At 72.8% G+C, this 21637-nt stretch carries 18 protein-coding genes; 8 read left to right on the top strand and 10 right to left on the bottom strand.

Annotated features, from left to right (window positions below):
* Positions 1-3: 3 nt before the first annotated feature.
* The 4 genes from CA983_RS04335 to CA983_RS04320 all read left to right on the top strand — a co-directional run bounded on the left by CA983_RS04335 (position 4) and on the right by CA983_RS04320 (position 4721).
* Complete coding sequence (locus CA983_RS04335; RefSeq protein ID WP_086599544.1) at positions 4-636, top strand: GNAT family N-acetyltransferase; 633 nt, start codon at positions 4-6, stop codon at positions 634-636.
* Positions 637-834: 198 nt separating this feature from the next.
* Complete coding sequence (locus CA983_RS04330) at positions 835-1506, top strand: lytic polysaccharide monooxygenase auxiliary activity family 9 protein (protein ID WP_086599543.1); 672 nt, start codon at positions 835-837, stop codon at positions 1504-1506.
* Positions 1507-1758: 252 nt separating this feature from the next.
* On the top strand, positions 1759-3777 hold the full coding sequence (locus CA983_RS04325) for a DUF1996 domain-containing protein (protein WP_086599542.1): 2019 nt from the start codon (positions 1759-1761) through the stop codon (positions 3775-3777).
* 194 nt (positions 3778-3971) lie between these two features.
* A complete protein-coding gene (locus tag CA983_RS04320) occupies positions 3972-4721 on the top strand; it encodes a sulfite exporter TauE/SafE family protein (protein ID WP_425276414.1) in 750 nt (249 codons plus the stop codon).
* Here the strand turns inward: CA983_RS04320 and CA983_RS04315 are convergent.
* Complete coding sequence (locus CA983_RS04315; RefSeq protein WP_244206630.1) at positions 4608-5645, bottom strand: DMT family transporter; 1038 nt, start codon at positions 5643-5645, stop codon at positions 4608-4610. The two genes, CA983_RS04320 and CA983_RS04315, sit on opposite strands and share 114 nt — an antisense overlap.
* 88 nt (positions 5646-5733) lie before the next feature.
* Positions 5734-6555, bottom strand: coding sequence for a chitosanase (locus CA983_RS04310; RefSeq protein WP_086599540.1), 822 nt, complete (start codon positions 6553-6555; stop codon positions 5734-5736).
* 229 nt (positions 6556-6784) lie between these two features.
* On the opposite strand from CA983_RS04310, the gene CA983_RS46600 reads away from it, so the two are divergent.
* Positions 6785-6958 carry a hypothetical protein gene (locus tag CA983_RS46600; protein WP_167407323.1) on the top strand — a complete coding sequence of 58 codons (174 nt, stop codon included), beginning with the start codon at positions 6785-6787 and terminating at the stop codon, positions 6956-6958.
* A gap of 13 nt (positions 6959-6971) precedes the next feature.
* Here CA983_RS46600 and CA983_RS04300 read toward each other — a convergent pair whose 3' ends face one another.
* Positions 6972-7700, bottom strand: coding sequence for an ankyrin repeat domain-containing protein (locus CA983_RS04300; protein WP_086599538.1), 729 nt, complete (start codon positions 7698-7700; stop codon positions 6972-6974).
* A gap of 379 nt (positions 7701-8079) precedes the next feature.
* On the opposite strand from CA983_RS04300, the gene CA983_RS04295 reads away from it, so the two are divergent.
* Entirely contained in the window at positions 8080-10215 is a 2136-nt protein-coding gene (locus CA983_RS04295; RefSeq protein ID WP_086599537.1) for a SpoIIE family protein phosphatase, read from the top strand.
* A gap of 23 nt (positions 10216-10238) precedes the next feature.
* Here CA983_RS04295 and CA983_RS04290 read toward each other — a convergent pair whose 3' ends face one another.
* Both CA983_RS04290 and CA983_RS04285 read right to left on the bottom strand, forming a co-directional pair.
* On the bottom strand, positions 10239-10904 hold the full coding sequence (locus tag CA983_RS04290) for an ANTAR domain-containing protein (protein ID WP_425276413.1): 666 nt from the start codon (positions 10902-10904) through the stop codon (positions 10239-10241).
* Positions 10905-11062: 158 nt separating this feature from the next.
* A complete protein-coding gene (locus CA983_RS04285) occupies positions 11063-13636 on the bottom strand; it encodes a SpoIIE family protein phosphatase (protein WP_086599536.1) in 2574 nt (857 codons plus the stop codon).
* Positions 13637-13784: 148 nt separating this feature from the next.
* On the opposite strand from CA983_RS04285, the gene CA983_RS04280 reads away from it, so the two are divergent.
* The gene (locus CA983_RS04280) at positions 13785-14372 is read left to right on the top strand and encodes an AMIN-like domain-containing (lipo)protein (protein ID WP_086599535.1); all 588 of its coding nucleotides are present in this window, start codon (positions 13785-13787) and stop codon (positions 14370-14372) included.
* 48 nt (positions 14373-14420) lie between these two features.
* On the opposite strand, the gene CA983_RS04275 is transcribed toward CA983_RS04280, so the two are convergent.
* From CA983_RS04275 to CA983_RS04255, 4 genes are all read right to left on the bottom strand, one after another.
* The gene (locus tag CA983_RS04275; RefSeq protein WP_086599571.1) at positions 14421-15524 is read right to left on the bottom strand and encodes a GNAT family N-acetyltransferase; all 1104 of its coding nucleotides are present in this window, start codon (positions 15522-15524) and stop codon (positions 14421-14423) included.
* An 803-nt stretch (positions 15525-16327) separates the two neighbouring features.
* A complete protein-coding gene (locus CA983_RS04265) occupies positions 16328-17008 on the bottom strand; it encodes a hypothetical protein (RefSeq protein ID WP_244206628.1) in 681 nt (226 codons plus the stop codon).
* 78 nt (positions 17009-17086) lie between these two features.
* The gene (locus CA983_RS04260) at positions 17087-18154 is read right to left on the bottom strand and encodes an LLM class flavin-dependent oxidoreductase (RefSeq protein WP_086599532.1); all 1068 of its coding nucleotides are present in this window, start codon (positions 18152-18154) and stop codon (positions 17087-17089) included.
* Positions 18154-18660, bottom strand: a complete 507-nt coding sequence (locus tag CA983_RS04255) for an SRPBCC family protein (protein ID WP_086599531.1) — start codon at positions 18658-18660, stop codon at positions 18154-18156. The genes CA983_RS04260 and CA983_RS04255 overlap by 1 nt, the downstream gene beginning before the upstream one ends.
* A 321-nt stretch (positions 18661-18981) precedes the next feature.
* Here CA983_RS04255 and CA983_RS04250 point away from each other — a divergent pair, with 321 nt between their 5' ends.
* Positions 18982-20334: a diacylglycerol/lipid kinase family protein gene (locus CA983_RS04250; protein ID WP_086599530.1), complete on the top strand. Its 1353-nt coding sequence runs from the start codon at positions 18982-18984 to the stop codon at positions 20332-20334.
* Between the two features lie 34 nt (positions 20335-20368).
* Here the strand turns inward: CA983_RS04250 and CA983_RS04245 are convergent.
* Positions 20369-21637, bottom strand: a 1269-nt coding sequence (locus CA983_RS04245) for a serine hydrolase domain-containing protein (RefSeq protein WP_244206627.1), incomplete at its 5' end; no start/stop codon positions are given.

The following is a 21637-nucleotide window of genomic DNA, read 5'->3' as shown; positions in this document are numbered from 1 at the left end:
GCCATGACCAAGCTCCCCGCCATCCGCCCGTACCGCCCCGAGGACCGTCCGGCCCTCGACGACATCTGCATCCGCACCGCGCACAACGGCCAGGACAGCCGCCCTCATTACACGGACCCGGGCATCTTCCCGGCCACCTTCGCGGCTCCGTACGTCCATCTGGAGCCGGATCTGGCCTTCGTGCTGGACGACGGGCAGGGGCGGGCGGTCGGCTACATCCTCGGAACGGCGGACACCCCGCGCTTCGCCGAGGCCTTCCGCACCACATGGCTGCCGCTGGTCGCCGACCGCTACCCGAAGCCGCCGCAGCCGCCCCGCACTCCGGACGAGGCGATGGCGGGACTGCTGCACGACCCTGAGCGGATGGTGCTGCCCGAACTCGCGGCCTACCCCGCCCACCTGCACATCGACCTGCTGCCCGAGTGGCAGGGGCGCGGCCACGGCCGCCGCCTGATGCGGACGTTCCTGGCGACCCTCCAGGACAGGGGAGTGCCGGCCGTCCACCTGTCCATGGCGACCGCCAACAGCCGGGCCAGGGCCTTCTACGACCGCATGGGCTTCCATGAGCTGGACGTCCCCGAGCCCGGCTCGGCCACCTACCTCGGCCGCACCACGAAGGAACTCGACCGGCTCTGAGAACCCTCATCGAGCGCGTCGAAAGTATCGAACGCATCGAACGCGCCACGAGACACGGAAGTGGCGCAATCGCACGTTGCCGACCCCCGGCATCCGGCGCAGCCTGGGCTTGCGGGAGCGCTCCCACGCAGGCGCTCCCGCACCCCCACGGAACGACATCAAGAGCACCACAACCCCCACATCCGAAAGAAGGAGATCATGGATTGTCATGGTCATGTTCGTAGGGTCCGCTCCCGCCTGACGCTCGCCCTGAGTGTGCTGGTCGCCGCGCTGCTGAGCCTCATCCCCTGGAGCGGCACCGCCGTCGCGCACGGCTCGGTCGTCGACCCTGCATCCCGCAACTACGGCTGCTGGCTGCGCTGGGGGAGCGACTTCCAGAACCCCGCGATGGCGCAGCAGGACCCCATGTGCTGGCAGGCGTGGCAGGACAACCCCAACGCCATGTGGAACTGGAACGGCCTGTACCGCAACGGCTCCGGCGGCAACTTCCAGGCCGTGGTCCCCGACGGCCAGCTGTGCAGCGGCGGACGCACCGAGGGAGGCCGGTACAACTCCCTGGACACGGTGGGCGCCTGGAAGACGACCGACATCACGGGCAACTTCACCGTGAAGCTGTACGACCAGGCCAGCCACGGCGCCGACTACTTCCTGGTGTACGTCACGCGGCAGGGCTTCGACCCCACCACCCAGCCGCTGACGTGGAACGACCTCCGGCTCGTCGCGCGCACCGGCAAGTACGCGCCCAGCCAGAACTACGAGATTCCCGTGAGCACTTCGGGCCTGAGCGGCCGGCACGTCGTCTACACGATCTGGCAGGCCTCGCACATGGACCAGACCTACTTCCTGTGCAGTGATGTGAACTTCCGCTGACCTGCGCCTCCCCGCCGGACCGTGTGTCCGGCGGGGCTCGGGTGTTTGGCGGCCTCATGAGAGTTCTCCGAAAATTTTCGAGGCACGTGAACACGCCGGTGCTCCCGTACGTATGGGGCGAGGGGATTTTCATGCCCGGTCCGCCACAAGCGCAGGAGAGCACCCTTGGGACGCAACACGCGAAGACGCCCTACCGGCCCACGACGCGCGACCTTCGCCGCATTCGCACTGATCCTCGGCGGAGGCGGCCTGATGGCCGCCAACGTCTACGCCTCCGCGACCGACGGCGGTTCGGGCGCAGACTCCGCCAAGACGCGGTCCGGTACGGGGGTTCGGACCGCGGGTGCCACGATCGACTGCCCGGACGTCGGCAGCAAGCTGACCTCGGTTCCCGAGCAGGCGCGGGGGGAGGTCGACAAGGAACTCGCCCTCCTGGACGAGCAGATAGCCAAGGCCTACCAGCGGCTGAGCGAATCCGCACAGCAGGTGCGGCAGGACTCCGGCTTCGCGGACAACGCGATCATGAATCCGCTGAAGGACAAGCGGGCCGCGACCCTTGAACGCATCGCGATCGCCATCGACCGCGTGGGGGACCGCCCAGACGGGCTCGAGGCCCTCGCCGCCTGCACCGTACGGGACTCCGGCAACCAGGCCCCGGCGCAGGGCGAAGGCCAGAACGGCGGCGACCAGCAGCCCGGCCAGGAGCAGGGGCAGGACGGCCAGGAGCAGGGCGACGGCCAGGGCGGCAACGGCGGACAGGCGGGCAACGGCCCCGTCGCCGCCGACTTCGCGCCCATCACCAGCGTCCAACCCGGCGCCGGCAGCCCCCGCCAGGGGACGAAAGCCTCCCGCGGCTCCTTCACCACCGACTGCGGCGTGAACGAGAACGGCCTGTTCAACTCCGACAACATCATCGCCGCCCCGGGCGTCACCAACGGCGCCCACCACTTCCACGACTACATCGGAAACCAGGCCAACAACGCCTTCGCCAGCGACCAGGACCTCGCGAACGCCGAGACGAGCTGCGCCGACCAGGGCGACAAGTCCTCCTACTACTGGCCCGTGCTGCGTCTCCAGAACGGCACCCAGGAGCAGGACGCCAACTCGCCCGGCGGCGGCATCGAGGGCAACGCCGGCGAGATCGTCACGCCGAAGCAGGTCACGCTGACCTTCGTGGGGAACCCGCGCGGCAAGGTCACCGCCATGCCGCGGCTGCTGCGCATCATCACCGGCGACGCCAAGTCGTTCGTCAACGGCCCGGCCAACGCCAACGCCTCCTGGAGCTGCACGGGCTTCGAGGACCGGCAGTTGAAGGACAAGTACCCGCTGTGCCCGCAGGGCAGCGACGTGGTGCGCACCTTCAAGTTCCAGAGCTGCTGGGACGGCCGCAACATCGACAGCGCCAACCACCGCACCCACGTGGCCTTCGCGGACGCCGCCGGCAACTGCCCGTCCGGCTTCCGGCCCATTCCGCAGCTGGTGCAGCGCATCGTCTACGACGTCGACGCGCCGAGCCTGGAGGACGGCGGCCGGACGACACCGCTGTTCGCGGTGGACTCCTTCCCGGAGCAGCTGCACAAGCCGGTCACGGACCACGGCGACTTCATCAACGTCTTCGACGAGGACCTGATGCGGGAGATGGCCGACTGCATCAACGACGGCCGGAAGTGCGGCGCCGGAGCGGGAGCCGAGCCGGGCGACAAGCCGGAAGAGGAGCCGCAGGAGCAGCCGACGAAGGCCCCCGAGCAGCCGACGAAGGCCCCCGAGGCCCCGCAGGAGCAGCCCACGCGCGCCCCGTACGCCCCGCAGGACGGCAACGCGGGCGGAAAGCCCGGCGACACGGGCGACGGCAACGGCGGGAAGGGCGACGGCAACGGCGGGAAGGAAGAGTCCGCCAAGCCGCCGGTGACGAACAAGCCGGCCCCCGAGCCGGAGCAGTCCGAGCAGGGCGGTTCGCCCACGGCCGCGCCGAACGCCGACGAACCGGAGGTCTTCGCGACGCCCACGCCCGGCCAGGGCACGGCGAACGCCGGTGAGCAGGGCGGCTCGAAGGGCGACGCGGGCGAGGACACGGACGGCCTCGGCCAGTCCCAGGCCGTCGGAACGGCGACCAGCGCCGCTCCCACCCCGTCGGTCCCGTCCCGGACCGAGCCCCAGGCGGTCGGCAGTGGCGGCCTCGCCGACACCGGCGCCCAGCTCTGGCCGGCCGCGGCAGGCGCCGTCCTGGTCATCGCGGGCTTCGTCGTCCTGCGCCGCGTCAGGCGAGGCTGAGACGAGGCACCGGCACGACCGGTGAACGGCGGCGGGATCCGGACCGGATCCCGCCGCCGTTCCTCGTTCCCGATCACCCGCCACCCTTCGGCGACCGCCGAACCGCCCACCCTCTAGCGTGATCCCATGAATCCGATCAGGAACGCCGGACGCGGTGGTGCCGTCGGCGGAGCGGCACTGTGACGCCGAGCGAGATGGCCGCCGTGTTCGCGGCCGGTACGGGCGCGGGCGCCGTCAACGCCGTCGTCGGCTCGGGAACGCTGATCACCTTCCCGGTACTGCTCGCCACCGGCCTGCCCCCGGTCACCGCCACGGTGTCCAACGGGCTCGGCCTGGTCCCCGGCTCCCTCAGCGCGGCCATCGGCTACCGCGAGGAACTCCGCGGTCAGCGTCGCCGCGTCCTGCTGCTGGGCATCGGCGCCGCACTGGGCGGCCTCGCGGGTGCCGTCCTGCTGCTGACCCTGCCCGAATCGGCCTTCGAGCGGATCGTGCCGGTCCTCGTGGGTCTCGCCCTCGTCCTGGTCGCCTGCCAGCCGCTGATCGCCAAGAGGGTGCGCCGCCGTCGCCGGGCAGGCCGTCCCGTCCGTCGGGACGGTGGCCCGCTGCTGTTCACCGGCCTGACGCTCGCCAGTGTCTACGGCGGCTACTTCTCCGCCGCGCAGGGCATCATCTACGTCTCCCTGATGAGCATGCTGCTCGACGAGACGCTCCAGCGGCTCAACGCCGTCAAGAACGTGCTGGCCGCCGTCGTCAACACCGTCGCCGCCGTGCTCTTCGTCTTCTTCGCCGAGTTCGACTGGACGGCCGTCCTGCTCATCGCCGCGGGTTCCTCACTGGGCGGCCTGATCGGAGCCAGGACGGGCCGCCGCTTCAGCCCCGCCGTCCTGCGCACCCTGATCGTGTCGGTCGGCACCGTCGCCCTGGTCCACCTGGTGCTCCACTGACTTGCGCTGCCGCCGTACGCGGGCCGCCCCCGGTCCGCCCCGCGTGCTCCCCGGCCGCGTCAGCGCCCCGGACCCCAGGGCGACGCCGAGGCCGACCAGCGCGCTGCCCGCCGCCTGCGCGAGACCGTAGGAGCCCGTGCCGACGAGCGGTGCGGTGCAGGCCGCCGCGACCGGGATGAGACCGGAGAAGAGGGTGGCGCGTTCCGCGCCGATCCGCTGCATGCCCATGTACCAGCACACGAAGCCGACCACCGTGACCACCACGGCCTGCCACAGCAGCGCGGAGGTCTCGACGGCGTCCGGACGCCGCAGCCACCCGGCGCCGTCGGCGAGCAGCCCGGCCGCCGCCGACTCCAGCGCGGCGACCGCGCACACCGTGGCGGACAGCAGCCGGGGGCCGAGGGGCCGCAGTACGGGTACGGCGAGCACGGCGAACCCGACCTCCCCCGCCAGGGCGCACACGGAGAAGGCGATGCCCGCCCCGTCGGTGCGCCCCCAGCCCTGGACGGTGCAGGCGCCGACGGCCACGAGCAACGCCCCGTACAGCACGGTCCGTTGGGGCCCGCGCCCGTCCAGGAGGGGCACGAGCACGGCGACCACCACCGGCGCACAGCCCACGAACACGCCCGGAACCGCCGGCTCCGCCGTGCGTTCCGCGGCGATGACGGCCAGGTTGAAACCGACCATGCCGACCGCGGCGAGCAGGGCGAGCCGGAGCCACTGACGGGGTGTCAGCGCCCGCAGCCGGGCGGTCGCGCCCTTCCCGGCCAGCGGCACGAGCAGCAGACAGGCCAGCCCGTAGCGCAGGAACTGACCGCCCGCGTACGGGTAGTCGCCCAGGACGCTGTTGGCCGTGAAGGACGCTCCGACGAGGACGCAGGCGAGCGCGGCGAGAAGAGCTCCGCGCGTGGTGGTGGCGTTCATACGGGCGACGCTAGGCAGCCGGGCGGCCCGGTAAGGGGTCCACTTCTGTGCCTGCTTGGTGGACCAATCCTGCCCGGGCCGCGGCGGATCAGCCGATGTGGTAGCTGTCGCCGTAGACCTTCCAGTCCAGCGGCGGGTCGAGGTCGAGGTTGCGCTCGCGCAGGAAGACACGCTGCGCCGTGTCGACCCTGCTGGTGTCGCTGTGTGCCTCCTCCTGTTTCATGGCCCACACGCGGGCGTCCAGGAAGGCGTCGAGGTACGTCACCTCGTCACCGCCCCACGCCGGCGGGTTCGCCGTGCGCAGCGCCCGCTTGCGGATGTTGCGGAAGCTCAGGGGGTCGTTGCCGTCGCCGTGCATGACGATGGCGTCGTAGTACGCGAACTGGCCCAGCACCCGCAGCCCGTCCGCCTTCCCCTGCCGGACCGCCGGGCCGAAGTACACCCGGTCGCGCTCGTGGTCCTGTGCCCGCCGGAACTCGGCGTCGCGTGCCGCCCTGCGCCAGTCGCCGGGGAAGCCGGGGTCGAGACCGTGGTGCGAGTCGGTGCCGTTGACCCGGCGCAGTGCGGGCAGGTACGTCGCCAGGACGTTGCCGGGCTTGCGGTCGGTGTAGAGCTCGACGAGGTCGAGCATGTCGCCGGTGCCGGAGCAGAACCCGATGATGCCGGCGGTGTAGCCGCGGCCGTCGCCGATGTCCTCGATGTACTGATACTGCGCCTTCCAGTCGAGCGAGGAGTTCTCCGCGCTCGACACGAGCCGCATGGCGATCTCCTTCTTCGCCGGGTCGTCGAGCCCGACCGCACGGACGGAGGCCGTGGCGTGCGGCGGCTTCAGGAACGGGGCGGCGGCGAGGGCGGCGCCGAACAGCGCCAGGACGGTGCGGCGGGCTGCCGGGGTCGACGGGTGTCTCACGGTGCCTCCAAGCGGGGTGGGGGGTTTGGAAGAGCCGGCCGTGCAGAACTGATAGGAAGGTTTACTATCACTGGCGGGCTGCAAGGGAAACAGCCGGGCGGGAAGTTCGTAGGGTCGAACAAGGCGACCCCCGGGAACCATGAGCCCGCCTCGTACGTCAACTCTTTGCCCAGGGAGGCCGATCGGTCCGAGAGACCAACCGGAGAGGGGAATCGCCGTGGACGACGCGATGTCGCAGCGGAGCAGCGAGGCGGAGGCCTCGGCAGCACGCCAGGCCCGCTTCGGGACGCTGCCGGAGCCGGTGCGCCTGGAGGACATGGTCGAGGAGCGCGCGGCCAGCACGCCCGACCCCGCGCGCACCGCCTACAACCAGGACGAATGGCTCGTGCGCTACTGCCTGTGAGACGACCCGGACGCTATGACCGGCTCCGCGCACCCAGGCCGCGCAGCCACCGCACGACGTCGTCGGCGTCCTGGGCGCGGGCGATGTCGAGCGGGGTCCGCTCGTCGTAGCCGCACCAGTCGATGTCGGCGCCGTGCCGGTGGAGGTACTGCGCGGTGGACAGGTGACCGCCGTGGCAGGCGCCCCAGAAGGCGCTGGTGATCTCGTCGGGCGCGGGCGGCTCGTCGCCCTCGACATACGCCTGGACGCGGTCCAGCAGGCCGAGCGTGGCGGCGTCCTGGAGGGTGGTGCGGGCGCCGTGCTCGACGAGCCGGTGCGCGGCACGCCACTGGCCGAAGGCGCGGGCGTCGGCGAGCGGTGTGCCGCCGGCGATCACCGCACCCGGGGCCTCGATGTCGGCCCCCGCCTCGATGAGCGCGTCCAGGACGGGCACGTCGTTGCTGCTGGCCGCCCAGTGCAGCGGCGTCTCCTCGTGCGCACCGCCGAAGCGGGCGTCGGGATCCGCCCCGGCGGCGACCAGGGCGGCGATCACCTCGGGACCACGGGGGTAGTGACCGGGCCAGTCGGTCGCGATGTGCAGCAGACTGCGCGTGCCCTTGCCGTCCTCGCCGTGCTCGGTGACGCGGGCGGCCGCCAGACCGGGATGCTCGGCGAGCAGGTGCCGGAGCCGGGGGAGATCGCCGCCCCGGATCGCCTCGGTGACGGCGACGGCCAGTGGATCCCGCGATGTGAGCGTCTGCAAGGCCGGCCTCCCGGTCGCCGTCGAGGCCTCCGATTCTGCCAGCACGGCACACGCCCGGCCACGCCCTTCGGCGAACGGCCGCCGAAGCGGCGGCCGTCGCCCGGCCACGCCCTTCGGCGCACCGGCCGGACGCCCTCCCGGACCGAGAGCCTCCGCGGGGGCACCGCACGGAGTGTCTACGACGACGCCTCCGGCAGGTCCGCCGTCCAGGCCTGCTCCGTCTTCGGGATGGGCCACGGGCTCGCCTCGACCCGGGCAACGGCCCCGAACAGCACGCCCGGCCCGCCCTTCGGCACCGCGCGTCCTTCCGCGGCCCGGCCCGATGACGTGCCCCCACGCCCCGCGAGGCGTAGCGTCCGGGTAAGAGCGGGAGGACACCATGCCCGGGAGCAACGAGCCGCCCGGGGGCACCGGATCGCCGGACGACGCCCTGGGGGTGGCCCTGGCCGACACCGTGCGCGGTACCGGCGCCTCGATCGGCGGCCTCTACCTGATCGAGGAGGCGCAGCCGGTGCTGCGCCTGGTGGCGCTGTGCGGTCTGCCGGTGGCGTTCACCGTCCCGTGGCAGCGCCTGCCGCTGACGGCACCCGTCCCGGTCGCCGACGCGATCCGCGACGACGCTCTGGTCTGGGTCGGCAGCCAGGACGAGATGGCGCGCCGCTACCCGCGGGCCGCCGCCGTGCTGCCGTACCCGTTCGCCCTGGCCGCGGTCCCGGTGAGCGGCGTACGGCGCTGCTGGGGCGGCATCGTTCTGATGTGGCCCGCCGCGCGTCCCCGCACGGTCACGCCCCGCGAACGCGACCACATCACCTCCAGCGCCCGCCGCATGGCCCGCATCCTGGACGAAGCGTCCTCGCCGCCCACCGTGCCCGACCAGCCGCGCGTCGTCCCCGTCGACGCCGCGCACCACCCCGTGCAGACCGGCCTGGCCGCCGCCGACTACCTCGAACGCCTCCCCGAGGGCGCCCTCGCCCTCGATCTGGAGGGCCGCGTCACCTTCGCCACCGCCACCGCCGCCCGCCTGCTCGGCCGCCGCGCCGACCGGCTGCTGGGCACCCGCCCCTGGCAGTCCCTGTCATGGCTGGACGACCCCGTCCACGAGGACCACTACCGCACGGCGGTCGTCAGCCGCGCCCCCGTGTCCTTCACCGCGCTCCGCCCGCCGGACCGGTGGCTGACCTTCCAGCTCTACCCCGACACCAGCGGCATCAGCGTCCGCGTCGTCCCCAGAGGAGAACAGACCGAGGACCCGCCGCCGCCCGCCGCCGCACGGCCCCCCGCGGCCGCGCCGACGGGACGCCTCTACCAACTCGTGCACCTCGCCGCCGCGCTCACCGAAACGGTGACCGTCCGCGACCTCGTGACGCTGATCGCCCACCAGATCCTGCCCGCCTTCGGCGCCCAGAGCCTGGTGCTGTCCGCCGCCGAGGCCGGCCGTCTGAAGATCACCGGCCACCACGGCTACCCGGCCGACGCCGTGGAGCGCCTCGACGCCCTGTCACTGGACACCGAGCTCACCCCCGCGGGCCAAGTCCTCGCCAGCGGCGCCCCCGCCTTCTTCGCCGACCCGGCCGAGATGGCCGGCACCTACCCCAGGGGGCCCCAGATCAGCGGCAAACAAGCCTGGGCGTTCCTCCCACTGATCATCTCCGGGCGGCCGGTGGGCTGCTGCATCCTGTCCTACGACCACCCGCACACCTTCACCGCCGACGAACGCGCCGTCCTCACCTCGCTGTCCGGTCTGATCGCCCAGGCCCTCGACCGCGCCCGCCTCTACGACGCCAAGCAGCGACTCGTCCACGAACTGCAACGCGCCCTGCTGCCCCGGGCCCTGCCGCACCTGCCCGGCCTCGACGTCGCCGCCCGCTATCTGCCCGCCGGCCACGGCATCGAGGTCGGCGGCGACTTCTTCGACGTGCTGCGCCTGGACGACACGACCGCGGCCGCCGTCATCGGCGACGTGGAAGGCCACAGCATCGCCGCCGCCGCCCTCATGGGCCAGGTCCGCACCGCCATCCACGCCCACGCCACCGCCGGCGCCGCACCCGGCCAGGTCCTCGCCCGCACCAACCGGCTGCTGGCCGACCTCGACTCCGAACTGCTCGTCTCCTGCCTCTACGCCCACCTCGACCTGGCACGCCACCAGGCGGCCTTCGCCAGCGCGGGCCACGTGCCCCCGCTGCTGCGCCCCGCCCACGCCACCGCCGGCGTCCTCGACATCGAACCCGGCCCGCTGCTGGGCATCGCCACCGGCGCCCACTACCCGGTCACCACCACGCCCCTGCTCCCCGGCACCACCCTCGCTCTGTACACCGACGGCCTCGTCGAGCTGCCCGGCACCGACGCGACGCGGACCACCTCGGACCTGGCCGGGCACCTGGACACCGGCGACGGCGACGACGTGGAACGGCTCATCGACAGGCTCGTCCACCACACGACCCCCACCGGACAGCACGCCGACGACATCACGGTGCTCCTCCTGCGCACCTCCCGGCCCGACGGCGGCCCGGTCTGAGGCCGCCGCCCCGGCCGCTCGCTTCAGTCCTGGCCGGCGGTGTCGACGCGGACGCGCTGGGCGACGTCACGCAGTTTGATGTTGTGGTGCTGGGAGATGCGCCGCAGCACGTCGAAGGCCTCGTCCTCGCTCATCCGGTGGCGTTCCATGAGGATGCCCATGGCCTCCCCGATGGCGTGCCGGGTCTCCAGGGCGTGCTCCAGCTGGTCCACGGTGCGGGCGGTGGCCAGCGCGACGGCGGCATGGGAGGCGAGCAGCCAGCCCGCGGCCTCGATGTCCTTGCCGAAGGCCCCCGGCCGGCGCGAGTAGAGGTTGAGCGCGCCGAAGTCCTCCTGGCCGGTGTAGAGCAGCACACCGGTCATGCTGCCGATCCCGAGGTCGCGGGCAGCTTGTGAGAACCGCGGCCAGGACGGCTGCGGCTTCGTCATGTCGGCGATGCGGAACAGCCGCTCGCCGTCCACGCGCCGGGCCGCGTCGAAGCACGGTCCCTCGCCCAGCTCGCCCTGCAACCGGTCGGACTCCTCGACCATGTCACCGCACACGGAGAGCGTCACGGCCCGGCCCTTGGACACCGCCAGGATCCCGGCCGCGTCACAGCCCTCGACCAGCTTCACGGCGGATGCCGCGATCTCGTCCAGCGTCGCCTGCACCGAATCCTGCGCCACGAGATCCCGGGCGAGCATCGCCATCTGCTCGGCGTACTGCTGCCACTCCACCGCCACCACCGCCTCGCTCACCGGTCCCGCCCACCGTACCCCGCGCCGCGCCGTCTACGCCGATCGCGCCAGACGGGGGACCTGCGAAGAAGCCGCGGCCGCCCGCGTGGACGACCCGGCAGTCCGCTCGCTCAGCGATACGCCGTCAGCAGCAGTGCGACGTCGTCGGGCCGCTCCCGGGCGCGGCGCGCCGTCCGCACCAGCCGGTCGGCGAGATGGTCCACCGAGTCCGCCGGAGTGTCGGCAAGGCAGCGGCGGACCTCCTCGATGCCGGTCTCGATGTCGCTGCCGGGCTGCTCCACGAGCCCGTCGGTGTACAGGGCGAGGACGCTGCCGGGAGCCAGCGTGAGCGCCGTGACGGGATAGACCGCGTCTGTCTGCACGCCCAGCATGACGCCGCCCACGAGATCCAGCGTCTCGGCGTGCCCGTCAGCGTGGCGCAGCAGCGGCGGGGGATGCCCGGCCCGCACGGCGAACGCCCGCCCCGTACGCGGGTCGAGCTCGATGTAGCAGCAGGTGGCGCAGACGTCCGCCTCCAGCTCGGCCAGGTGCCGGTTGGTGTGCGTGATGACCTCCTGCGGCGGCCGCTCGCTCGCCGCGAAGGCGTGCACGGCACTGCGCAGCTGGCCCATCACCGCGGCGGCGCCCACGCTGTGGCCCTCGACGTCCCCGATGACCAGGGCCACCCCCCGCCCCGTGGTGATCACGTCGTACCAGTCGCCGCCGATGGCCATGCCCTGGGTGCCGGGCAGATAGCGGCCGGTGGTGCGCAGCCCCTCGACGGCGGGCAGCCGGTGCGGCAGCAGCCCCTCCTGAAGACCGCGGGCGACGGCGGACTCGGCGTCGTAGAGCCGTGCCCGCTCCAGCGCCTGCGCGACCAGACCGCTCAGCGCGGTGAGCGCGGAACGCTCGTCGGCGGTGAAACGGTGCGGGGTGTCCCAGCCGAGGATGCACGAGCCGACGGGATGTCCGGAGGCGATCAGAGGCAAGAACGACCAGGCGCTCATCCGGTCCAGGGTGATGCCCGGGTAGGCGACGGAGAGTTCCTCGGGCGACTCGAAGAAGAGCGGCAGCCGCGTGGTCAGCGCGTGCACGCCGGGCAGTTGCGTGTCGAGGGTGACACCCTCGAACGGCGTGAGGAAGCCCTCGGGGTAGCCCGACTCCCACAGCAGGTACATCCGGCCGTCGCGAACCGTGTAGAGGGCGAGTTCCCGGACGCCGAACGCGGGCAGCAGCTGCTCGGACACGGCCCGGCAGACATCCTCGACGGTGACCGCCTGGGTGAGCACGCTCGCCATCTGCACCACGTGGTAGAGCGCCCCGGCGCGCGCCGCGGCGACCGGCCCGGGCGGCGGCGCCACGGCCGCGGCCTCCGGCACGGCACCGGCGGCGGTCCCGGCCTCGCGCGCCGCCTCGGCCCCGGTGGGCGGGCCGGTCGGCTGGATCCGGCCCGTCAGTCCGTGCACGTCCGGGTACAGCACGAAGCTCAGCCAGTCCCCGGCCGGATGCCGCACGAGGAAGGACACCTGCTCCTGCGACAGCATCGCCGCCCGGTAGCGGTCCTCGTACGCTGGATCCCGGAGCCAGGTGATCACCTCCCACGGATAGCGGCCCAGGAGCGCCTCCCGGCCGCCGCCGAGCAGTTCCTCGCAGCGGCGGTTGGCGTACGTCAGGCGGCCGTCCTGGTCCAGCGAGAAGAAACCGTCGGGCAGCCGCTCGGCGGCCTCGGCCGCGGTGAGCCCGCTGCCCGCGTCGACGAGGGCCCCCACCAGGATCCGGTCGGAACCCGTGCCGCCGCGCACGAGATGTCCCCACAGCTCGACGGGCCGGTAGCCGGCCTCCTCGTCGCCCGCGGAGTCGTCCCGCACCCGGAAGTGCCGGCATCTGACCTGGCCCAGCGTGAGCGCGTCGTGCCGGATCGCCCGCAGTTCGTGCAGGTCGTCGGGGCTGACACGGGCCTCGATGTCCGCCATCGTGCCGCCGAAGTCCGCCCGGCCGATGCCGAGGAGAGCGAGGGCCTCGTCGTCCGCCGTGCACCGGTCGGTGTCCAGATCCCAGTCGATGAGCCCGACCCGGACGGGGTGGACGTCCGGCGTGGGCAGCCGCACGCCGACCGGTTCGCCGTCGTACTCGATCCGGTACGCGGCGGAGTCCGGGCCCGGCCGGCCGGCGGCGAGTCGGGTGAGGCGCTCCTCCATGGCCTGCCCGGCGGGGCGCAGCGCCGGCTCCACCGTGCCGGCGTCCAGCGGCGACCGGGCGGCCGAACGCAGCACGACCAGGACACCCACGACCTCGTCGCCGGCCCGGACGGGCCGGTAGGCCGAGCCGAAGGAGTACGGCAGCCCGGCGGTGAAATGCGGGAAGCGCACYATGGTGGCGCGCTCGTCCGGCAGCCACAGGGTCTCGTCGCGCCGGTAGGCCTCCGACATGGGCAGCGCACCGCCCACCGGCACCCGCCACCAGGTCCTGAGCAGCGATCGGGGCACCCCGGTCACCAGCGCGAGCACGAGGGAACGCCGGTCGCGGGAACGCAGGTAGACCAGCCCACCGTAGCCTCCGAGGTCCCGTACGGCCTCGATCAGCGGAGCGGTCAGGGCATCCTCGATCCGGCCGGTGCCCCCGGTCCCGGCCCGGCCGTCACCACCGCCCCGGCTCCGGTCCTCGGGTGACCGCGGCCCGTCCGGTACGGCGGTTGACTCATCCATCTCGCGTCCTCCCGGTACGGACGCACCGGACCCCATCGCTCCCCACCAGGATGTGCCATGGTCGGCGGTCCGGCGCGGTGGGTGCAACCTTTCGGTCCCATCGGTCGTCTCACCCGATACCAGCGACAAGCGAGCCTCGGGGGCCGAAATGGTACGAATCAGAACAGCATGCGCGACTCTCGCGCTCGTGGGCGCCACGGTGGGCGTGGCGGCGGTGCCGGCCGGTGCCGCACCGGTCGCCGCCCAGGCGGCCACCCGGGCCACGGCCTGCCCGACCGGCTGGGGGAGCCTCCCCAAGACCGACACCAGCGGCACGCTCGCGCCGGTGAAGGACATCCGGACCGGCCGTCACACCTGCTTCGACCGGATGGTCATCGACGTGCCCGGCGCGGGCAGCGACGTCGGCTACTCCGTCCGCTACGTCGACCAGCTCCACCAGGACGGATCGGGCCGGCACATACCCGTGGCCGGCGGAGCGGTCCTCGAGGTACGGGTGGCCGCGCCCGCCTACGACCCGGAGACCGGCGCCGCCACGTATCCCGGCCGGGTGGCGCGCCCGCTGCCGGGCGTGGACCTCACCGGCTACCGCACCTTCCGGGACACCCGGTTCGCCGGCAGCTTCGAGGGCGAGACCCAGATCGGGCTCGGCGTCCGCGCCCGGCTGCCGTTCCGGGTGATCCAGCTCGACGGCCGCGTCATCGTGGACGTCGCCCACAGCTGGACCGCCACGAGGTGACCGCGGTGCGCCCGGTTCCCAGGAGCCGGGCGCCCGGGCGGTCCGGTGTCAGTGACCGCGCAGCCGCCCCACCTCCTCCAGCGTCCGCGCCGCCGCGCCCGCCAGGCGGGGCCGGTTGCGGACGAAGCGACGGGCGGCCCGCGCGGGCTCCCGGCCCAGCCAGTGGACGGCCCCGCCGGGCACCGGCCGTACCACCACCCCCTCGTACACCCGCAGGTCACGCGTCTTGAGGGACTCCTTGTAGCGGGCCGGACCGCTCCCCAGGTCGACCGTCTCGACGCCGTCGGCCGCCGCTGCCTCCAGCATCCTCAGCTGGAGCACCAGGCCGGGGGAGTACTTGGCGTAGTCGCGGTGGTACGCCGGGAACCACCAGGACAGCACCGTGCGCGAGCGCAGACCGAAGTGCGCGGCCACGGGCCGGTCCGCCGCGTACAGCACGGACAGCACGCCACGGCACTCCGGTTCCTCGCTCTCCCCGAGCAGCCGCACCAGCCGGGTGATCCACTCCTGCGCGAACCGGTCGCGCCGGCCGGTCCGCCGGTACTGTGCCGACTTCCATTCCATCAGCGCCCGCAAGGCGTCCGGGTCCCGGGCGTCGTACGTGAACCGCACCTCACCGACCTGCCGGGCCAGCCTGCGCTCCTTGGCCAGGGTCTGTCTGAGGAAGCTCGGCGACTTGGCCCGCAGCCGCTCCGTGTACCGCTCGAACCCCTCGCCGATGTCGACGACCGGGGACGCGAGCTCCTCGACCGCGTGCGGCACGAACGTCCCCTGGCCGGCTTCGAGATTGTCGAACTCCCAGGACGACAGCGCGCAGGACCGCAGTAACCTGCGGGCGTCGATCCGGATCCCGGGGCGTAACACGGCCCCCTGACTGTCGGACACCCCGAGCCCGATGGCCCGGCCCTGCCCCAACGGTCCTCTCTCGTACGGGAAGAACCCGACCGGGGAGCCGTCGTCCTGGAGCACCGCCACTTTGGCCCCGGGCCTGACCCGCCCCACCGCCGTGGTGAACGCCGGGTCGAGAAAAGGATTCGCCGGCGCTCCGGATTCCGTCCGTATCTCCCGCCACATCTTCTGGTCGGTCGGGCTCAGTTCGTCCGGCTTCAGAATCAGAACACGCTTTCCGGGCAACTCCGCCTCCTGTGTCATCGGCATGGGGACACACGAAGGCCTGCACATCACCGCGTACCGGCACCAGGCAGTACTCGGGCCGCACGGCGCAGGCCCTGTCGGTACCGCCGTCACTCAGCAGCGAAACGTCTGTAGCTCAACGGCGTTCGGGGCGGGCGCGACCGCTTCCGGACGCCGGCCCGTTCCCGCCGCTCGGACGTCCGTACCACCCCGGTCCACCAGGGGCGCACCGGTCACCACGGCACCGGCCCGGGCCGCTCCCGCCGCCCTCGGCGTCCGCGCCACCGGCTGCCGAACCGACGGCTCCTCTCCGCAGGGGCAGGGCTCCTGAGCTCTTTCGACGCTGGCTATTTCGACCCCGGTTCTTTCGGCCCCGGTTCTTTCGGCCCCGGCCCTTTCGACCCCGGCCCTTTCGCCCCCGGCTCCTTCGGCCTCCGTGCCCGAAGTCGCCTCCGGCTCCGGCGCATCCACCGCATCCAGCGCCGCCGTGACCGCGGCCTCCGCCGTGTGTCCGCCCCGCGCGAACCCCGGGACGACGAGATGCAGCAACAGCAGGCACGTCACGAGGCCCACCGCCGCTGCCCATCGTCGCCGCACCATCAGACCCCTGACCCGCGTCTCGGTGGGGGAGGGCGGAGCGATTCGGCCCACCGGGCCGGCGCCGGACCAGACCCCCGACACGGCCGGCTGCGCCTACCAGTAGGCCGAGCACATCCCGCCCCGTCAAGCCCTTGTGAGCCGATTCGCCCCGCTCGGCCAACTGCTGCCGAATTCCGACGGAAAGCGCTGTCGGCAATCGCTCGCTCTCCCGCGACGCCGGGTCAGCTGCCGCCCGGCACGCTCAGCACCTCGCCCGCCTTCGGCGCCCGGATGTCGAGCGGTTCGTCGAAGTCGCTGAAGGAGGTGGTGGTGTGCTGTGCGGCGCTCTTGTAGACCGTCCTGAGCAGGTGCGGCTTGCCCTCGGCCGCCACGTAGAAGGTGTACGTCCCCGCCTTGTCCGCCTTGTCGGTCACCACCAGCTTGACGGCCTTCGTGCCCTCGACGCGGGCGGAGCCGCCCTTGCGCGCCGTGCCGAACGAGTCGAAGGGCCGTTCGCAGGAGGCGAGACCGTCGCCGCCGGCGCCGGCCGGGTCCACCGGCGTCTTCACCCACAGCTTCTGCTCGTCGGTGAGGCCCGGATAGTTCTTCCACTTCTGCAAGTAGGCCCGGTTCGGCCGGACGTAGTCGGTCTCGCCGAGCCGGATCTGCTCCAGGACGCCGCCCCCGGACCACGTGGTCCTGGATCTGCACCGGCTGTCGAGGTCGGTCACGAGGCGGTTGGTGACCGAACCGCCGCTCGTCGTGCGGTTGGTGATGTCGACGGTGACGGAGTTCAGCTTCCGCATCGTCGCGTTGGCCTCGTCGAGGATGTCGCCGGCGGACTTCTCCTCGCCTGTGCCGCCGGCGCCGCACCCGGTCAGGGCGGCGCCCGCCAGCAGGCACGCGAGTGCGGTCGTCGTCACGGTGGCCCTGGCCCGCACGGAGTCCCCCCGTTGGTCGTTCGTCCGGTGATCAGCACGGGAGCTTACCCGCCGCCGGGTTCAGGCCGTGCCGCCGATCCCGCCGGTCTGATGGACCAACTCGATCGCCCTGCCGAGGGTGTCGAGCCGGTCGTCGAGGGTCTCCCCGGCCGGGTAGAGACGGACGGTGTCCACCCCGGCGTCCCGCCAGACGCGCAGCCGCCGCCGCACCATCTCCTCCGTGCCGATGAGCGTGGTGGCCAGCACCATCTCGTCGGTGACCAGACCGGCCGCACCGTCCCGGTCGCCCGCCTGCCAGCGCTCCCGTACCTCCGCCGCGACCTCGGCCCAGCCCTGCCGGCTGTAGGCCCGGTTGTAGAAGTTGGCCGACGCGGAGCCCATGCCGCCCAGGCTGAAGGCGAGTTCCTTCTTCCGGCCCGCGACCATGGCGCCCAGTGCCTCCTCGTCCCGGGCGAAGGCGACCTCGGCGCCCTGGCAGACGTCGAAACCGGCGCGGCTGCGGCCGGCTGCGGCCAGCCCCTCGTCCAGCGGAGCGAAGTAGGCGTCCGCCGCGCCCTCCGGTACGAAGCTGGTGCCGAGCCAGCCGTCCGCGACCTGGCCGGTCAGCCGCAGCATGGCAGGCGACAGCGCGGCCAGATAGACGGGCACGGCGTGCTCGGCCCGCATGGACAGGCGCATCGGCACCGCCTCCCCACCGGGCAGCGGAATGCTGAACTCGGAGCCCGAGTAGGAGATCTTGCCGCCCGCGAGCACTTGCCGCACGATCTCCACCGTCTCGCGCAAGCGCGCCAGGGGACGGGCGAACGGCACCCCGTGCAGGCCCTCCATCACCTGCGGACCGGACGGGCCGAGACCGAGCAGGAAACGTCCGCCCGAGAGGTTGGACAGGGTGATCGCCGTCTGCGCGAGAGCCACCGGCGTGCGCGTCCCGACCTGCATGACGGCCGAGCCCAGCAGCATCCGTTCCGTGCGGGCCGCGTAGAAGCCCAGGGCGGACGGGGCGTCGGAGCCCCACGCCTCGGCCACCCAGCAGATGTCGAGCCCGAGTTTCTCGGCCTCGACGACGAAGTCGGCCTGCCGGGACCAGGAGCCGAGGCCCGACGCCTCGACGGTCGTCGCCGTCCGCATCACGCCTCAGCCCACTGCCGGATGCACTCCAGCGCGGCGGTCATGCCGCGCTCGAACTCCCGCAACCTCACGAATACGATCTTCTCCTCTTTCTCCGGCATGGCGTCGATCGCGAAGGAGAGCCCGGAGCGCCCGGGCCCCATCCGCATCCACTGCGACAGATCGGTCCCGCCGTTCCTGGGTTGGAGGCCGAACCGCCAGACGGCGCTGGGCTGGTCCGGGTCCCCGACCGCCCAGGAGAAGACCCGCCCGGGCTCGTACGCGACGACCGTGGAGGTCGTCTCCCACTCGCCGAACGCCTCGTGCTTGTTCCGCCCGACGAACCGGGCCCCGACCGCGGGACCGGCGGCCCCCTCGACCCACCGCACCGACTGCAACTCCTCGCTCATCTTGGGCATCCGCGTCACGTCCGACACCAGCGCCCACACCCGCTCCGGCGGGGCGGCGATCCACGTCGTCACCTCGACCGTCGGTCTGTCCGCGTACCGCGCGCCCGTCCACTCCATCGTGTGCCGGCCTCCTCGTCGACATGAACTGTGCCAGCAGGGTTGCGTAATGAGACTCACTCGGTCAAGGGGGAGCACGAGCCCACTGCCGGCAGCGGCGGCGCGGGTGTGCGCCGACGTGCCCCGGTGCGCGGAAACGGGCTCGCAGGGCCGCGTACGCTACCGATGGCTCCGCCCCGGAAGATCGTCACGTCTGACGTGCCTCACGGCGGGGGAGCCATCAGGGATGGCGGTAGCCATGCCGATCCGTCGGCGGGCACGATGTTTCACGGCCGGGCGCGGCCTGGAAGGTCCGCCCGCGCCTTCGAGCGGAGGAACCACATGGGATCGGCGATGAACGAGCGGAATCACCGCCGGCAGAGATGGGCGGCCAGGGCAGCCCTGGCCGCGGTGGCGCTGGCGGCGCTGCTGCCCCTCGTGTCCGGCGGCCTGAAAGGACTGCTGCTGCTCGCGGCCGGCCTGGCGGGACTCGCCCTGACCGCCGCCGCGCTCTGGTGGGTCCTGTCCCGCCGGGGACCGGTCCGCGCCGCGGCGGCCGCGCTGACCGTCGTCGCCCCCGTCGCCGTCATCACCCTCTTCGCGGCCGCCAATCTGCTCTGGGTGGTCTTCGCGTCCCTGCTGCTGTGGTGCCTCGCGGTCTGGAGCGGCCGCTACGCCCTGCGCAGCACGGGCCTGCGTCCGGTACGGGTCAAGGAGTACCGCACGCCACCGCCGAAGCGCCCCTTCCTCCTGCTCAACCCCCGCTCCGGCGGCGGCAAGGTCGGGAAGTTCGGCATCAAGGAGAAGGCCGAGGCGCTGGGTGCCCAAGTCGTCCTCCTCGACGCGGACCAGCACCAGGACGTCACCGTGCTGGCCAGGGCCGCCGTGGCCGACGGAGCCGACCTGCTCGGAGTCGCCGGCGGCGACGGCACGCAGGCTCTCGTCGCCGCCGTCGCGGCGGAACACGGCCTGCCGTTCCTCGTCATCTCGGCCGGCACGCGCAACCACTTCGCCATGGACCTGGGCCTGGACCGCGACGATCCGTCCACGTGCCTCGACGCCCTCACCGACGGGGTGGAACTCCGTGTCGACCTCGGTTTCGCCGACGACCGCCCCTTCGTCAACAACGCGTCGTTCGGTGTGTACGGGGCCGTCGTCCAGAGCCCGGGCTATCGCGAGGACAAGGTGGGCGCGGCGCTGGAACGGCTGCCCGAGCTGCTCACCCGGCAGAGCGGCCCGCGGCTGACGGCCGGCGCCGACGGCACCCTCATCGCCGACCCGCAGGCCGTGCTGGTGAGCAACAACCCGTACCGCATGGACGATCCGTTCGGCTTCGGCCGACGCGAGCGCCTCGACTCCGGGAAGCTGGGCGTGCTCGCCGTCCGCGTCGACAGTGCCGTGGAAGCGGCCGAACTCCTGCTCGCCCCGCGCCCGGAGGGGCTCACGGTGCTCACCGCCCAGCACGTGGTCGTCGAGGCCGACGCATCACACCTGGAGGTCGGCCTCGACGGCGAGGCGCTTACCCTGCCCGCCCCCGTCCACTGCCGCATCGCCCGCCGGGCCCTGCGCGTCCGGGTGCCCCGTAACCGCCCCGGAGTCCCCGAGGCGCCACCCCGCCTGGACTGGCGCCGGCTCCGCAAGCTGGCGGCGGCGGTCGGCCGTACCGCCGCACCCTCGCGCTCCTGGCGCACCTGAACACGGGGCCCCGCCGCCGTCCCCAGGGGAGGTATCACCGGACCCCGTCACCACGCCGTACGGCCTGCCCCCCTTCGCGGCACAACGCGTTCGCGACCAGCCGCACACCCGCCCGGTGCTGCCGCAGGGTGTCCTCGACGGAGGTGGCCCACCCGGTGGACATCGAGGCGGTGACGGCGACCCGGCCGTCGTCGCTCACCGCGTTCCGGCTCATGTAGCCGACCTCGTCCCCGCCGTGGCCCCAGGCCCAGCCGCCGCACGGCAGTTTGTTCTTCATCAGCCCGAGCCCGTACCGCGCGCCCGGGTACGGCAGCTGGAACGCGTCGTTCAACGGGACCGTGCGTTTCATCTCCCTGAGCTGCGCGGGCTTCAGGACCTTGCCGCCGAGGAGGTCGCGGAAGAAACGGTTCAGGTCGGCCGTGGTGCCGATGAGGCCGCCGGACGCGTTGGGGTCCTCGTACAGGGTCACGTCCACGAGCTTCGGCTTCGTGCCGAACCGCTGGTAGCCGCGCGCGTGCGGATTCCGGACGGCGGGCGAGTCGCCCGGGTGGTACGTGTGCCGCAGCCCGAGCGGCTTGAGGAGCCGGTCCCGTACCTGGTCGTGCCAGGTGTGGCCGGTGGCCTTCTCGATGACCATGCCGAGCAGGACGTAGCCGATGTTCGAGTAGCTCCAGCCCGTGCCGGGCCGGAAGTCCGGGCGGTGCCGCATGGCCCGATCGACCAGCTGCTCGGGGGTGAAGGGCTGGAAGCGGACCGCGTAGTACTCCTGCGCGGTCTCGATGCCGGGGTAGTCGTCGTGGATGCCGCTGGTGTGCTGGAGCAGCTGGCGGACGGTGATCTTCCGGCCGTCGTTGCCGTTGCCGCGCACCACGCCAGGCAGCCACTTCTCGACGGTGTCCTCCAGCGCCACCTTCCGCTCGCCGACGAGTTGGAGCACGACGGCGGCCACGAAGGTCTTGGTGTTACTGGCGATCCGGAAGTAGCCGCCGACGGGCACGGGGCGGCCCGTCCGGATGTCGGCGGTGCCGCTCGTCACGGTGGCGGCACCGTGCCGGCCACCGCTCACCCGGGCCTGCACGCCGATGGCGCCCGTGTCGCGTACGGCGTCGGCGTCGCGCCGGAACGGCGTGTGCCGCGCGGCGGCGGAACCGTCGTCCTTGTTCACCCCCGCGACGGCGTCGGTGACGGCAGGCGACACGGCGACCGCCATGGCGAGGGCGGCGGCGATCCCCAGCGTGACGCGGCGACGGCGTGGCTGGGAAGGTCGTCGGGACGGGTTGGCTGACACGGGATCCTCCAGAGG

Origin of the sequence: Streptomyces swartbergensis (assembly GCF_002148965.1) — a bacterium.
Taxonomy (GTDB): Bacteria; Actinomycetota; Actinomycetes; order Streptomycetales; family Streptomycetaceae; genus Streptomyces; species Streptomyces swartbergensis.
Note: the sequence above shows the minus strand (reverse complement) of the source record. Positions and strands in the feature narration are given on the sequence as shown.

Excerpts from the sequence above, each read along its gene's own strand:
- CA983_RS04280 (WP_086599535.1), top strand. The coding sequence starts at position 13,785 with ATGGTACGAATCAGAACAGCATGCGCGACTCTCGCGCTCGTGGGCGCC.
- CA983_RS04315 (WP_244206630.1), bottom strand. The coding sequence starts at position 5,645 with ATGAACGCCACCACCACGCGCGGAGCTCTTCTCGCCGCGCTCGCCTGC.
- CA983_RS04275 (WP_086599571.1), bottom strand. The coding sequence starts at position 15,524 with ATGACACAGGAGGCGGAGTTGCCCGGAAAGCGTGTTCTGATTCTGAAG.
- CA983_RS04290 (WP_425276413.1), bottom strand. The coding sequence starts at position 10,904 with ATGGCGATGCTCGCCCGGGATCTCGTGGCGCAGGATTCGGTGCAGGCG.
- CA983_RS04260 (WP_086599532.1), bottom strand. The coding sequence starts at position 18,154 with ATGCGGACGGCGACGACCGTCGAGGCGTCGGGCCTCGGCTCCTGGTCC.
- CA983_RS04320 (WP_425276414.1), top strand. The coding sequence starts at position 3,972 with ATGGCCGCCGTGTTCGCGGCCGGTACGGGCGCGGGCGCCGTCAACGCC.
- CA983_RS46600 (WP_167407323.1), top strand. The coding sequence starts at position 6,785 with ATGTCGCAGCGGAGCAGCGAGGCGGAGGCCTCGGCAGCACGCCAGGCC.
- CA983_RS04335 (WP_086599544.1), top strand. The coding sequence starts at position 4 with ATGACCAAGCTCCCCGCCATCCGCCCGTACCGCCCCGAGGACCGTCCG.
- CA983_RS04255 (WP_086599531.1), bottom strand. The coding sequence starts at position 18,660 with ATGGAGTGGACGGGCGCGCGGTACGCGGACAGACCGACGGTCGAGGTG.
- CA983_RS04295 (WP_086599537.1), top strand. The coding sequence starts at position 8,080 with ATGCCCGGGAGCAACGAGCCGCCCGGGGGCACCGGATCGCCGGACGAC.
- CA983_RS04330 (WP_086599543.1), top strand. The coding sequence starts at position 835 with ATGGATTGTCATGGTCATGTTCGTAGGGTCCGCTCCCGCCTGACGCTC.
- CA983_RS04325 (WP_086599542.1), top strand. The coding sequence starts at position 1,759 with ATGGCCGCCAACGTCTACGCCTCCGCGACCGACGGCGGTTCGGGCGCA.
- CA983_RS04250 (WP_086599530.1), top strand. The coding sequence starts at position 18,982 with ATGGGATCGGCGATGAACGAGCGGAATCACCGCCGGCAGAGATGGGCG.